Source organism: Nostoc sp. 'Peltigera membranacea cyanobiont' 213, assembly GCF_002245975.1.
GTDB lineage: Bacteria > Cyanobacteriota > Cyanobacteriia > Cyanobacteriales > Nostocaceae > Nostoc.
In genome coordinates, this window is sequence record NZ_NOLI01000015.1 from 74936 (window position 1) to 87686 (window position 12751).

Genomic DNA, 12751 nt, shown 5'->3' on the forward strand with positions numbered 1-12751 from the left:
TCGCCTATGCAACAACATAAGCGACATCAGTACAAGTATGGAAGTTTTCAAAAAAATGAGATAAAATCTCCGGTATAATACTTATAAAGTTTTCCTACTCAGATACAACAGATACTGTCAACAGCCCTACCTAATCTTGGTTTGAAGTTTTCCACAGGTTCAATAAAGGCGGTTAGAAACCGTGTCTACACAAAACCTTACCCACCGATTTGGGCTACAAACCCTCTTATTGCCTAGACCTCTTGCAAAAGTCCTTAACCCCGCAACCCCGCAAGCGGGGAGGGAAGAAAAAGCGTAGCTGTGGCGGGATGGGGTTCTGTATTTTTTATTTATGCAAGAGGTTTCCTATGTAGCTGCAAATGCTTTAGCCTTGTATAATTACCACGCACGAGAACCGGAGGAACTGGGAGCGGTATTTTGGGTGGGTGCCGATGCAGGTGCAGGTGCAGGTATCGATGCAGGCTGAATAGAGGCTGGGCGGGGTGTACTATTCTCTGAATGTTCCTTTATAACCTCGGTGGTTCCATCATCTTCTTCGCTAATATTCGTACTGGGCGGAACTTTCGAGGTATTGTTGCTACCACCTCTCAAGGCAACAAGGTTACTGAATAATCCCGGTTCTGAGTTATCAAGTTTTACACCTAGTTCTTGGACAGCATTCGGTACTAATTTCAGAAAAGTCTGAATGGGAATACCCAAGTTAAATCCAGTTTTATCGGTAATGCTTTGAGGGCCACTTTCTTGATTTTCTCCAGGTGATGCTGGGCGACTACTGACTTCTTCTCTGTCGCCTTTGCCGTGAATACCTACAAGCCGTCCTGACACATCAAATACGGGGCCGCCACTCATTCCTACTCTGGTAACACTTGTATAAACTATCGCATAACCATTTTCTACGTCTGTTGGTTCTTGTTCGCCCTCAACTGAACTCTCATCTAAGCGACTAGAAACTAAAGAAGAGGTGAACTGAAACACACGTTTTTTGATCGCTGCACCAGGGTTAGGAAATCCAGCAATATAAACACCAGCACCCTCGGTCGTATACTTAGAATCACCAAGAGCAGCTGTTTCATAAGTGCGATCGCTCCGAAAACGCACAATCGCTAAATCGACACCAGGCAATTTCTGAATGTCTTTCTGAGTGGAAATCGCAACTTTTTGGCGTTTTCTACCTCCTTCGGGCAGAGGTGTGACGACGGTATATTCATCATCGTCATATTGCACAACGTGAGTCGCTGTCAGCACCACGTAAACGTTCGTTCCTCCTTCCTTGTATCGCCCGATAATTACACCTGAACCTGGAGAATTAACTGTAGGCTCAATTCGGACTACGGTTGATTTCGCAATATTAGCAACATCAGTCGGTATTAATGCTTGTTTAGCGATCGCTGGACTGGCTAGCACTACCATTGCTACACCAACAATGCAACCTGGTAAGAGATATCGATTTAGCATGGCGCTGATTCCTTAATGACTCTTAACTTCTTTACCAAAACGAACTGGGAGAGGTTTGATTAGTTGCTGGAATTGGAAAACTCGGTGTCCCCTCTGGAGATAAGGGGGAATCGGGAATCTCAGGAACAATGGGAAAGGAAGATTGCACTTGAGAGGGAACGATCGCCCCATTGGCAAATTGGGGAGCAAGTTGTAAAAATGTTTGGATTGGAACAGCCCAACTGGATGCATCAAATTTTTGTCGGACTTGCAAAACCGGGGTGGAACCATCTTTAAAGATATAAGTATTGCCCCAAAGAGGGTACTTATGTTTGCCGTTAATTCCGACAAGTTCACCACGACGATTTAGTAATGGGCCACCACTCATCCCTTTAAAAATGTCGTTGCTGTAACCAACTTGATACCCACCCCGAAAAGCTTGTGGTAATAAATATTCAACTTTACCTGTGGTGAAAACTAAGCCTTGTTGTTCATCGGGATAACCAGTCGCAAAGGTTTCATCACCAATGGCCAGAGATGAATTGGCGATCGCCGCGATCGCATAATCATTAGCACTCCTAAAATTGAGTAAGCCTAAATCATCTTCTGGAAATTGAGTAGATTTAACGGCCTGTGCGGTGTAAATCTTCCCATCGGCTGTTTGGATTTGATAACTCTTACCAATTCTCAGGACGTGGGCGTTAGTTATAACTGTGTAAACTTGACCTTGTTTTTTAATTAAAATTCCTGAACCCCAACCTTGTCCTGCAAGCACTTTGACGGTAATTGCGCGACCGCGATCGCGTAATTGCTTTAATGACAATTGCGCTTTTGCTTGACTCGTTAAACTGGTACTCAAAACACTGGTCTGGGAAGCTACTTCTGAAGAAAATGCTTGTGTTGATAGCGTAAGCGGTAAACTAACAACACAAGCAAGCATACAAAAAATACGAAATTTCATTTTGTACTTAATAAAAATTCTTTAGAATGCGCGACCAGGCTTGCTTGGTGTAGCTGCTGCACCATTACCATTAGATCCAGTAGATCGAGCTTCTCCTCCTGATGCGTTCAGAGGAGCTAATTTTTGTGTCAAGTTAATATAAGTCCGACCTTTTGATTCATACAAAGCGGGGCCTGCACCATCACGCACATCAAAGAGTCTTTGCAAGGTTTCTGCCGCATTCACACCACGCTTGAGGGTGAATAGCAGGTTGCTGGTGTTGCAACTACCTCCAGGAGTGGCTGCACAAACCACAGGCATACCGTTAACTACCCCTGCGGTGATGTAATCTAAAGAACCATTATTGTGAGCTTGTTGAAATCTTGCAGACACTTGCTGACACCGGGTTACGGGGTCATATCCAGAACCAGTAAAATACTCTGAGTACCAGCGAACTACTGACAAACTTGCACCTGTAGCAACGTTGGTAGCTTTTGTTGCAGGTAATGAGTTGCTAGTATCGCAAGAAAACTGAATCGTCCCTGCTGCGTAGCTTGGTGTGTTAAAAACTGCCCCTAGACCACTTAAAAGTGCAACTCCACTCAGAATAGCTAAAGATTGTCTCAACATCAAACTGTCTCCTAACAAATATTGTTTCTATTTCTCGTCCAAGATAGCTTGTAATAAATAAAACTGAGTATAGGAGATTACTTAAGTATACACTTGATAATTTTTCAGCTAAATGATGATTTTCTTTACAAATAAGTAGCAGCTTCTCAGGTCATACATGCAAATATAAAGTGCTAAATATTACTTACTATCGCGATACATCTTTCGGTTAATTGTAGAAAAAGCCTATAAAGTTCAGCCAACACTACATCAGAGTCAATGTCGTGTGTTAACTTGGAAACCTCCTAGTTATCTACGTAGGCAAATTCCAAAGAGAGTAGTAATTATATGCGGTGGTATTTAAAGTTTAGGGTGCAGTGTGTATTTTTAGTTCCTGGTGTGTTACTGGTGGCATCGATCTCGCCAAGTTATGGCGATTTGTCTAATTCATCTGTATTTTTAGAATTACCACAGATATTGGCGCAAGCAGCAAATCCAGAAGGCGATCCAAATCGGCAAAGGTTTCCGCAATCTGCACCAGCCCCAGAACCGCTACCGCCAGAAACTCAAAAACCTGTGCAGCCGATTCCGACCCCAGAACCCTCGTCTGTGCCTGTTGTTGAAAGTATTCAGGTTAAGAAAATTGAGGTGACGGGGAGTACAATTTTGAAATCAGAGCAACTGAATGCTATCACTAGGCCAGTTGAAGGCCGTTCGGTTAGCTTGGAAGAACTGAGAAAAGTTGCCGATGATATTACCCAAATCTACCTTGAACGTGGCTACATCACCTCAAGAGCAATTTTGGTAGACCAAGCAATTACTGGTGGTGTAGTCCAAATTCGGGTAATTGAAGGTGGTCTAGAAAAAATTGAAATCCAAGGAACAAAACGCCTTAATCCTGATTATGTGCGATCGCGCGTCTCCCTTGGTGCTAGCAGACCTCTTTCCACAGCTAATTTAGAAGACCAGTTAAGATTGTTACGATCCGATCCCCTGTTATCCAATGTAGAAGCCAGCCTACGCACTGGTAGCGGGGTTGGTCAAAGTATTTTGGTAGTCAGAGTTACTGAAGCTGATGCCTTTGATGGGACAGTCAGCATTGATAATTATTCTCCACCTAGTGTTGGTTCTGAAAGATTGGGCGTTACTGGTAGTTATCGAAACCTCACTGGTATGGGTGATGAACTTGCAGCCGCTTATTACCGCACAACTGAGGGAGGCTCAAATATTTATGATTTTAGCTACCGATTACCTCTGAATGCGATGAATGGTACTTTACAACTACGCACCACCATTAGCAACAACGAAGTTATCCAAGAACCTTTTAAGAGCTTTGATATTCGGGGAGAATCTCAGTTATATGAAATAAGTTATCGCCAGCCTTTGGTGCGATCGCCCCGTGAAGAATTCGCTTTATCATTTGGCTTTACCGTCCAAAATGGTCAAACATTTACCTTTGCAGGCGCAACACCCTTTGGCTTTGGCCCCGACAAAGATGGTAACAGCCGCACCCGTGTAATTAAGTTTGGTCAAGATTATGTCCTCCGAGATGTAACAGGTGCATGGGCATTGCGATCGCTATTTAGTTTGGGTCTTGGTACCTTTGATGCCACCATCAATCCTGACCCTGTTCCCGATGGTCGCTTTTTTAGTTGGTTGGCACAAGTCCAACGGGTGCAACGGTTGAATGATATTAATCTTTTAATTGCCCAAGCCGAGGTACAACTAACACCCAATGGTTTATTACCCTCTCAGCAATTTGTGATTGGTGGCGGTCAATCGTTGCGCGGTTATCGGCAAAACGCTCGTGCTGGCGATAATGGGGTACGATTCTCGCTAGAAAACCGCCTCACACTCGAAAAAGACGAATCTGGAAACTCTATGCTGCAAATTGCTCCATTTTTCGATGCGGGAGTTGTCTGGAATGTGAATAATAACCCCAACCAACTACAAACACAGACATTTTTAGCAGGTGTGGGACTGGGGATTTTATGGCAACCTATACCAAGTCTTAATATGCGGCTAGACTATGGTCTTCCCCTAATCGATCTGGACGACCGAGGTGAAAATGCTCAGGATGATGGCTTTTATTTTAGTTTAGGATATAAACTTTAAGACGTTGCTGAATTCAGCGATAGTGGAAAGTATCTAATTAATTGCGGGAGTAGCGATCGCAGCAACAGCAGTAATTCACAATCATATTGATGTAACATTTAACGTTCGAGAATTTCAAAGAGTACCCAGCTTGCAAATAGAGAATTGGCGTTCTTTTTAAATTACATATCTAATGTATCGGAAATGGGGCTTTAGACTATTAATTGTATTCTTCGGGCTGTGGCTACTGTTGGATCTGGGTTCCCACTTGGGTGCAGATATATTTTGGTTTCAGGAAGTCGGCTACCTCCAAGTTTTTCTTTTGAGGGTGTTGACTCGCGGTATTTTGTGGGTAGTCGTAGCTGGGGTAACTGCTGCCTATTTACTATTAAATCTGGCTTTAGCACAACGACTAAAATATTCGCCGTCTCTGAAGATTGAAGAAGTCAGGCGTGAGGAAGCAGAACTCACCAGTGAATTAACAAATTTTCTCAGCCCTAGTTATCCAAGACGCAACGAAACCCGGAGACTTCCGCCGCAACGCTTTAAAAAACTGAGATTGCGGGGGTTATTACCTCTAACTCTAGTACTGAGTTTGTTAATCGGGTTGATGCTGGTTCACTATGGTCAAATTGCTCTTTTCTACTGGCATTCTCCAGTCGATCGAGGTATTTTAGCCATTCCTGCCCTATTCCGACCAGAGACAATCTGGCAACTATTAAAGCAGATTGTCTCTCAAGTCTGGTATCTCAGTTTAATTGGGGGAGTAGCGATCGCAATCTTAATCTATCCCCAATTTTTACTCACTGCGATCGCAATTCTCTTCAGTCCGATTTTTGCATTCATCCTATTCCAACACTGGCCAAAGGTGCTGCAATATTTCCACCCTACCTCTTTCAACAGCACTGACCCTTTATTTGGTCGAGATATCAGCTTTTACATATTTTCTTTACCCGTTTGGGAACTGCTAGAACTCTGGCTGATGGGATTATGTTTGTATGGTTTTGTCGCCGTTACTCTCATTTATCTTTTGTCAGCAGACAGTTTGAGTCAGGGAATTTTCCCTGGTTTTTCGTCGCAGCAGCAGCGTCATTTATTCGGTATGGGTGGCTTGTTGATGTTGGTAGTGGCTTTGAGTTATTGGCAAAGTCGCTATGAACTCGTGTATTCTAGCCGTGGTGTAAGTTATGGTGCTAGCTATACAGATGTGACAGCCCAGTTGCCAGCTTATACTTTCTTGGGCGTTGTGGCTGTGGCGATCGCATTTTACCTACTTTGGCGAACGTTTTTCTGGAAACCTAAATCTCAGTATCGCCCCTTGGGATTTTACGGTTTGGGGATTTATCTACTACTAGTTGTAGCAGCTGACGTTGTTCTACCTACTCTGGTGCAATATTTAATTGTCCAACCGAATGAGTTGCAACGAGAGCAACCCTACATTCAGCGTACTATCGCCTTGACTCGCCAAGCATTCGATTTAGAAGCGATCGATGCCAAAGGTTTTAACCCTCAAGGAACACTGACTGAAGCTGATATTCAAAAAAATGACTTGACAATTCGGAATATTCGCCTTTGGGATCAGCGACCACTATTAGAAACTAACCGTCAGCTGCAACAAATTCGACCGTATTATCGGTTTCCCGATGCCGATATCGATCGATATACTCTGAAAACAGATGTAACTTCACGCCAACCATCAGAACCTAAGCAGGAAGCAATTGAACCAACAGAACGGCAACAAGTACTGATTGCGGCGCGAGAATTAGACTACAATGCTGTACCCCAGGAAGCTCAAACATGGGTTAACCGCCATTTAATTTATACCCACGGTTTCGGGTTTACTGTTAGCCCAGTTAATACAGTTGGCCCCGGTGGACTACCAGAATATTTTGTCAAAGATATTAGTGATGATAGTAGCGCTCTCAAAACTTCCAGTAAAGCTATTCGTGAAAGCATTCCTATTGGGCAACCCCGAATTTATTACGGTGAAATAGCCAATACTTATGTAATGACTGGCACAAGAGTTAGAGAGTTAGACTACCCCAGTGGTAGTGACAATGTTTACAACTCTTACGATGGTCTGGGTGGCGTTGAAATCGGTTCAGCATGGCGACGCTGGTTATTTGCCATGCATTTGAAAGATTGGCAGATGGCGCTGACGCAAGACTTTTTACCAGAGACAAAATTGCTACTGCGGCGAAATGTCAAGCAAAGAATTCAAGCGATCGCCCCTTTTTTGAAATTTGATAGCGATCCCTATTTAGTAGCTGCTGTTGCTAATCAAGATTTCCCCAGTAATCCCAGTTATCTGTACTGGATTATTGATGCCTACACAACGAGCGATCGCTATCCTTACTCAGATACTGGTAACGATGGGATTAACTACATTCGCAATTCTGTCAAAGTAGTGGTTGATGCCTACAACGGCAGTGTTAATTTCTATATTGCCGATTCCAGCGATCCGATAATTGCCACTTGGTCAAGAATATTTCCCCAAATGTTTAAACCGCTCAGTACAATGCCTGTTAATCTCCGCAGTCATACCCGCTATCCTGTGGACTTTTTCAAAATTCAATCTGAGCGGTTGATGACCTACCACATGACCGATCCCCAGGTATTTTACAATCGGGAAGACCAGTGGCAGATTCCTAATGAAATCTATGGCAGTGAACCCCGTCCTGTAGAGCCGTACTATTTGATTACTAGTCTACCCACTGCACCGGTTGTTGGCGCAGCCTCTGGTAGAGAAGAGTTTATTTTGCTTCTCCCCTATACTCCCAGACAACGGACTAATTTAATCGCTTGGTTAGCGGCGCGATCGGATGGTGTTAATTACGGTAAGTTATTGTTATATACTTTTCCTAAAGAAAGACTGGTCTATGGGCCGGAGCAAATCGAAGCACGGATTAACCAAGATCCAGTAATCTCTCAGCAAATTTCCCTCTGGAATCGCCAGGGATCGAAAGCCATTCAAGGCAATCTATTAGTAATTCCTATTGAGCAATCGCTGCTGTATGTCGAGCCAATCTATTTAGAAGCTGCACAAAATAGCTTACCAACCTTGGTGCGGGTAGTAGTGGCTTACGAAAATCGAATTGTCATGGCCCAAACTTTAGAGCAAGCATTGCGGGCAATTTTTAAACCAGAAGTTGCACCAGCCCCTGCAATTATCCGTCCTTTTGAAGAAGTTGCCCCACCAGGTTAAGGGATTATAAAAAACATAGTTGGTGACAGGGAGCGATTGCCATTAACAAAAATTATTACAACAGACATAGTTTAATAGTCCAACATAATGTAATAGACACTAAAAGTTAATGAACATGCTACAAAGTAACCAACTAGAGATCCGCCACATTAGTCCGAAAGTGAGGCAGTTGATTAAAATGTACGCCGATGTTAATAACTGTACGCAGTCTGAGATGCTGGAACGGATTATTTTGGAGTGGAACGCCCAACAAAGCGAGAGCGAAAGACCGCCAGGAGACGAAGATGAATAGCTTTTTGCTACAATCTTTAGTCTAATTGTAACGAAAGTCTTTTATTAATTTGGTTCTCTAGCTCAAGAAGAATTTTTCAGAGATTGGGTCTTTTTTGAGGGATTGAATAAAATCCCTCAAAGTCATCATACTGCCCGTTAAGGTGAACTTAGGAGTACCATTTTGAGCAACGATTCTTATTTCACCATCTTGGATCTGAATCTTATTTTTAATGCTATCCCATAGACTATCGAAGCTCTCATCATCTTTGCAACCATCTGCTTCAAGGAATCTTTGGTGTACTTCTGTTTTTAATGCTAGTGCTTCTGCTGCTTGAGTCCGCGCCTCAAAGTGCTTAACTACATCTTCATAAGCACTTTCCCTGAGAGTTTTGTTCTCAGCCTGAACCTGCTCTAACTGAGTTTTTATAGCTTGCAGTTGGGATGCTAAAGCGGCTGATTTATGGTATTCAAGTTTTAAGGCTTGCTTTGCATTGGCTAACAAAGTTTTATAATCTAGCTGATCTCGATCTTGATTTTTTTCGGATTGCATTTTTATCTCTCGATCAACAGATTTGAGGTGAGAAGCTCTCGTCAGTTATATGATAAAAACTGGCGAGAGCTTAGTAAATATTATGTGAGTTATCTAAGTATTAGTTATTTCACCAATAATGGTGATTCAGAGGTAGGATTCTCCTGGATGCTACTCAAACAAGAACTAATATGCAAGCGGATAGCTCGCTCATAAACACTAGTCTGTTGTGTGCGTACACCTACAGCCTGATATATTAAGTTAATGTCTGGAAATTCAGACCAATACATCAAAAAAATGTCTTTAGCTGGAGTAATAATTTCATAATTATTCTCTTGTCTTTTCTTTCTAAGCTTACAATTATTTAGCTGTAATTTTTGTCTGAATAGTTTTTCAAATTCTGGAATTAAATCTGAAGTAGTTTTCATGTGTTATACACGTTAAAACGTGTTAATTATGCAAAGACTATCTGGTGATATTACTAAGTATGACACTTCAGATACCTCTTACAATATAGTGTATCAGTTATCGAGTCTTTGAGAATTTGAGGTTAATTTTCTCTTTTTACGATTAGGGAAGAAGGGACTAGGGATTGGGGACTGGGGAAATAGTTAGCAGAGACACCTTAATAATCGCACTGCGAAATTATCTTTGGGGTAGAGTCTTATAGGGCATTAAGCACCTACAGGCTACAGCCTGGCCCTTCAAGACCCTCTGGAAAACAGATTAATTCTAAGTAATCTGGATTTTCCACGAACTTTTTAGCGGCCAGTAATCCGGCAATACTCCAAGTTTGATTGATTCTAGCCTCTTTGCCAATTAAACGACCATTGTTGCCATCGTAGTATTCCGGGAATCTGTCCTTAAATAAACGCTTTTCGGCGATCGCGATCGCCACTTGAGCAAGTTCTGTTCGTCCGGTTTTTAATGCCGCAGCCGCAAATAACCACAGTAAAACTGGCCAGTTACCACCGTTGTGATAAGACCAAGCGCTGTTCTTAGAGTCACATCCTGTAACAATTCTCCACTCTAAACCATCCATTGCCGGAAAGCAAATTTTAACAGGCATATAGCCGATCAAGTCTTGCCAGCGTTGGGCAAATAAATTCATGATGCTTTCAGATTCTGTATCGCTGGCTAAGGAAGCTAAGATTGCCATTAGATTTCCCAGAGCAAAAAAGCGAAAATCCATCCGTCCCGGCCCTAGATTTCCCGCTAAATATCCTCCAGTTTCGGGCAACCACTCGGTTAACCAAGTGGGGATTGATTCTGAGTGGATATTGAATTTATTAACAATTTCTTTACCAAATTCGTTACCCTTATAACGATAGATTTCTCCCAATCGCTTTAGGTCTAGCCAATAATAGTTGCGGATATGATATTTCAAAGATCCCAATCGCCTATTGACTTTGCCGAGGTAAATATCGCCATCTCCATCTGATAAAAGCAATTCACAAGCTGCCCTCAGAGAAGCGTAGAACAAAGCTTGAATTTCTAGAGGATGTTCGTAGACTCCCATCCGACGGTCAATCATAAACGCGCCATCGGGAACTAACATGGTTGGGTACATGGAAAACCGATGTACTAGGCAAAGATCCAAAATTAGTTTGATTCCGGCTTGAAAATCTGGCTGACGCGCCAAGGACAAATCGCCGGTAGCCTTTTCATAAGCCCGTAGCAAGAGAATCCACCACATACAAGAATCAATTGGGGGAACACGAGCGATCGCCTGCTCACCAAAATCAGCGACCAAAAATTCCTCATTCCCATTAGAATGTACTTTGAAACTTGCAGGCATCAAACCCGCTCCTGCTTCAAAGCAATCCATTTGCTTTTCATGACTTTGTAATTTCAGTGTTTCTACTAAGAAGTTACGGACAATCTCTGCCTTTCCGTACATTAGAAACACCAAGGCAGAAGGCACAAAATCGCGGAGAAAGCACTGGTCATAATTGAGTGCATCTACCTCTGGATCGTGGGCAGCTACAGTCCCAATGGGTTTTCCCTGGTAATAGATTATGGACTTTTCCAAAAATTCCCAGGCTTCTGCTTCCAGTTGACTGTTCGGATCGATCGCGCTATTCATGGGCGTTTAATTCCACTACATAATATGTATCGGCTTAATTGTGGAAAGTACGCCAGCCTTATATCAAGCTGACCGGGTTTTCTAAAAGTCAGCATACAGAATTCATCTCAACAATGTCTGATTTTTGGGAGACATCTGCCTGAAGCAGTAGCGACTTCACACCCCAAATTTGATATTTCCGCAGGCTTTTTGCAATGCCATTTCTTCTCTATCTATCGCAGATTCAGGGTTTTTGCGGTAATTTATGGCGATATTGCACCCTTGTTGAGCGAGTCTGATAGCGATCGCCTGACTTAAAGCGTTCTTTCCCTATAACCCTATCATATTTCCTCCCTAAGCTGCTTTTGCTTGAATTTTAACTCAGTCAAACAATTTGGGATTTTAGATTATTCTTTTCAATATATCTAGTGGGACTTGTTAAATAATGAGAGCTAATTTGGTATTGACTGCTATAGAGATTAATACTTGATAGACATGATTTATAGTGCCTTTAAAAGTGTTATTGTAAGTAAAAAAATAGTTACTTCTTATCTACAGTATTAAAGTAAAATATTAGTGCAGATATCAAACTTATAAGCCTTGTTATAGAGGCAATCCAGGAATTGCCTCTGTCGAGATTGGTACAACCAACCATTGGTGTCAACTTAAGCCCCAGCGAATATAATTCGCGGCTACACAGGCAAAGTCTGCCTACGCGGACTAACACGAAATTAAGGCTTTAACCCACAGAGGTGGATTTTCTTTGTGTAGACGCGGTTTCTTAACCGCCCATTTCGTGTTAAGTTAACACCAATGACACCCAACCTACCGCTACAAAAAATTATTTCCTAGCAATGATCCACACTGCATGAATAATTCCAGGAATGTAACCGAAAAGTGTCAAAACAATATTAATCCAAAAGTCTGTACCAAAGCCTACTTGTAAAAAGACTCCCAAAGGCGGTACGAAAATGGCACACAGAATCCGAACTAAATCCATTTAAACCTCCTATTAATCTCAACTAAAATAGCTTGTTGAGGAAGTTATTCACCACTGTTCAAGCATATTTGTACTTTTCAAAGATAACATTCTCTCTGTCAATCGAGGTCATGCTTAAGATGCGGTAAACCGCACTCAAGATTAGCCACCGCTAATTTTGGCTTTATAACCTAGCTTGGTCAAAATCTCAACAATTTTCTGCTTGTGTTCGCCCTGAATTTCAATTTCGTTATCTTTAAGTGTTCCACCTGTCCCACACTGGGTTTTCAACTGCTTCACCAAATCTGCCAAAGTTTCCGGTTTAGCTTGAAAACCGCTAATCACTGTGACAGTTTTGCCTTTGCGTCCTTTGCGAGAAGCTTGTACTTTCAGATTTTGTTGTTGAGGAGGTAGTTCTGGAATTGGTCTTTCTGTAGCGGCAGAATTGTCATTGCCAAATTCGCGGTAAACAAAGCTTTTGTCAGAAGATTTAGAATTGGAAGAAGACATAATAATGTTTGTTAAGAAAAATTTCAAAGGGAGTGGAAACTTCTACGCAACCATTCTGCTGGAATATCAATTTCTAGGCTAACATCACAGATCCATTGCGAGCAGTTGGGAAT

General features: G+C 42.2%; 11 protein-coding genes and 1 pseudogene. 3 read left to right on the forward strand and 9 right to left on the reverse strand.

Annotation, left to right across the window (positions count from 1 at the left end; genetic code table 11):
• Positions 1 to 378: 378 nt before the first annotated feature.
• The 3 genes from CDG77_RS07010 to CDG77_RS07020 are packed head-to-tail and all read right to left on the reverse strand — an operon-like array spanning position 379 to position 3004.
• Entirely contained in the window at positions 379 to 1455 is a 1077-nt protein-coding gene (locus CDG77_RS07010) for a S1 family peptidase (protein WP_094328678.1), read from the reverse strand.
• A gap of 31 nt (positions 1456 to 1486) precedes the next feature.
• Positions 1487 to 2395, reverse strand: a complete 909-nt coding sequence (locus tag CDG77_RS07015) for a S1 family peptidase (protein WP_094328679.1) — start codon at positions 2393 to 2395, stop codon at positions 1487 to 1489.
• A 21-nt stretch (positions 2396 to 2416) separates the two neighbouring features.
• Positions 2417 to 3004: a COP23 domain-containing protein gene (locus tag CDG77_RS07020; protein WP_094328680.1), complete on the reverse strand. Its 588-nt coding sequence runs from the start codon at positions 3002 to 3004 to the stop codon at positions 2417 to 2419.
• Between the two features lie 327 nt (positions 3005 to 3331).
• Here CDG77_RS07020 and CDG77_RS07025 point away from each other — a divergent pair, with 327 nt between their 5' ends.
• From CDG77_RS07025 to CDG77_RS07035, 3 genes are all read left to right on the forward strand, one after another.
• On the forward strand, positions 3332 to 5098 hold the full coding sequence (locus tag CDG77_RS07025) for a ShlB/FhaC/HecB family hemolysin secretion/activation protein (RefSeq protein WP_094328681.1): 1767 nt from the start codon (positions 3332 to 3334) through the stop codon (positions 5096 to 5098).
• Positions 5099 to 5270: 172 nt separating this feature from the next.
• Positions 5271 to 8282: a UPF0182 family protein gene (locus CDG77_RS07030; protein WP_094328682.1), complete on the forward strand. Its 3012-nt coding sequence runs from the start codon at positions 5271 to 5273 to the stop codon at positions 8280 to 8282.
• A gap of 109 nt (positions 8283 to 8391) precedes the next feature.
• Positions 8392 to 8574 (forward strand): hypothetical protein, encoded by a 183-nt coding sequence (locus tag CDG77_RS07035; protein WP_094328683.1) that lies wholly within the window; start codon positions 8392 to 8394, stop codon positions 8572 to 8574.
• Positions 8575 to 8631: 57 nt separating this feature from the next.
• Here the strand turns inward: CDG77_RS07035 and CDG77_RS07040 are convergent, their stop codons facing one another.
• The 6 genes and pseudogenes from CDG77_RS07040 to CDG77_RS07065 form a co-directional block, all read right to left on the reverse strand.
• A complete protein-coding gene (locus tag CDG77_RS07040; RefSeq protein ID WP_094328684.1) occupies positions 8632 to 9105 on the reverse strand; it encodes a hypothetical protein in 474 nt (157 codons plus the stop codon).
• A 104-nt stretch (positions 9106 to 9209) separates the two neighbouring features.
• Positions 9210 to 9512, reverse strand: a complete 303-nt coding sequence (locus CDG77_RS07045) for a hypothetical protein (RefSeq protein WP_094328685.1) — start codon at positions 9510 to 9512, stop codon at positions 9210 to 9212.
• A 254-nt stretch (positions 9513 to 9766) separates the two neighbouring features.
• Positions 9767 to 11170, reverse strand: a complete 1404-nt coding sequence (locus CDG77_RS07050; RefSeq protein WP_190233918.1) for a glycoside hydrolase 100 family protein — start codon at positions 11168 to 11170, stop codon at positions 9767 to 9769.
• 94 nt (positions 11171 to 11264) lie between these two features.
• Positions 11265 to 11455 (reverse strand): annotated as a pseudogene (locus tag CDG77_RS37380) (sugar dehydrogenase); the annotation flags it as partial.
• A 535-nt stretch (positions 11456 to 11990) separates the two neighbouring features.
• Complete coding sequence (locus tag CDG77_RS07060) at positions 11991 to 12149, reverse strand: YqaE/Pmp3 family membrane protein (protein WP_094328686.1); 159 nt, start codon at positions 12147 to 12149, stop codon at positions 11991 to 11993.
• A 141-nt stretch (positions 12150 to 12290) separates the two neighbouring features.
• On the reverse strand, positions 12291 to 12638 hold the full coding sequence (locus tag CDG77_RS07065) for a translation initiation factor (protein ID WP_012410518.1): 348 nt from the start codon (positions 12636 to 12638) through the stop codon (positions 12291 to 12293).
• Positions 12639 to 12751: the final 113 nt, after the last annotated feature.

Excerpts from the sequence above, each read along its gene's own strand:
- CDG77_RS07065 (WP_012410518.1), bottom strand. The coding sequence starts at position 12,638 with ATGTCTTCTTCCAATTCTAAATCTTCTGACAAAAGCTTTGTTTACCGC.
- CDG77_RS07030 (WP_094328682.1), top strand. The coding sequence starts at position 5,271 with ATGTATCGGAAATGGGGCTTTAGACTATTAATTGTATTCTTCGGGCTG.
- CDG77_RS07045 (WP_094328685.1), bottom strand. The coding sequence starts at position 9,512 with ATGAAAACTACTTCAGATTTAATTCCAGAATTTGAAAAACTATTCAGA.
- CDG77_RS07040 (WP_094328684.1), bottom strand. The coding sequence starts at position 9,105 with ATGCAATCCGAAAAAAATCAAGATCGAGATCAGCTAGATTATAAAACT.
- CDG77_RS07010 (WP_094328678.1), bottom strand. The coding sequence starts at position 1,455 with ATGCTAAATCGATATCTCTTACCAGGTTGCATTGTTGGTGTAGCAATG.
- CDG77_RS07060 (WP_094328686.1), bottom strand. The coding sequence starts at position 12,149 with ATGGATTTAGTTCGGATTCTGTGTGCCATTTTCGTACCGCCTTTGGGA.
- CDG77_RS07020 (WP_094328680.1), bottom strand. The coding sequence starts at position 3,004 with ATGTTGAGACAATCTTTAGCTATTCTGAGTGGAGTTGCACTTTTAAGT.
- CDG77_RS07025 (WP_094328681.1), top strand. The coding sequence starts at position 3,332 with ATGCGGTGGTATTTAAAGTTTAGGGTGCAGTGTGTATTTTTAGTTCCT.
- CDG77_RS07015 (WP_094328679.1), bottom strand. The coding sequence starts at position 2,395 with ATGAAATTTCGTATTTTTTGTATGCTTGCTTGTGTTGTTAGTTTACCG.
- CDG77_RS07035 (WP_094328683.1), top strand. The coding sequence starts at position 8,392 with ATGAACATGCTACAAAGTAACCAACTAGAGATCCGCCACATTAGTCCG.
- CDG77_RS07050 (WP_190233918.1), bottom strand. The coding sequence starts at position 11,170 with ATGAATAGCGCGATCGATCCGAACAGTCAACTGGAAGCAGAAGCCTGG.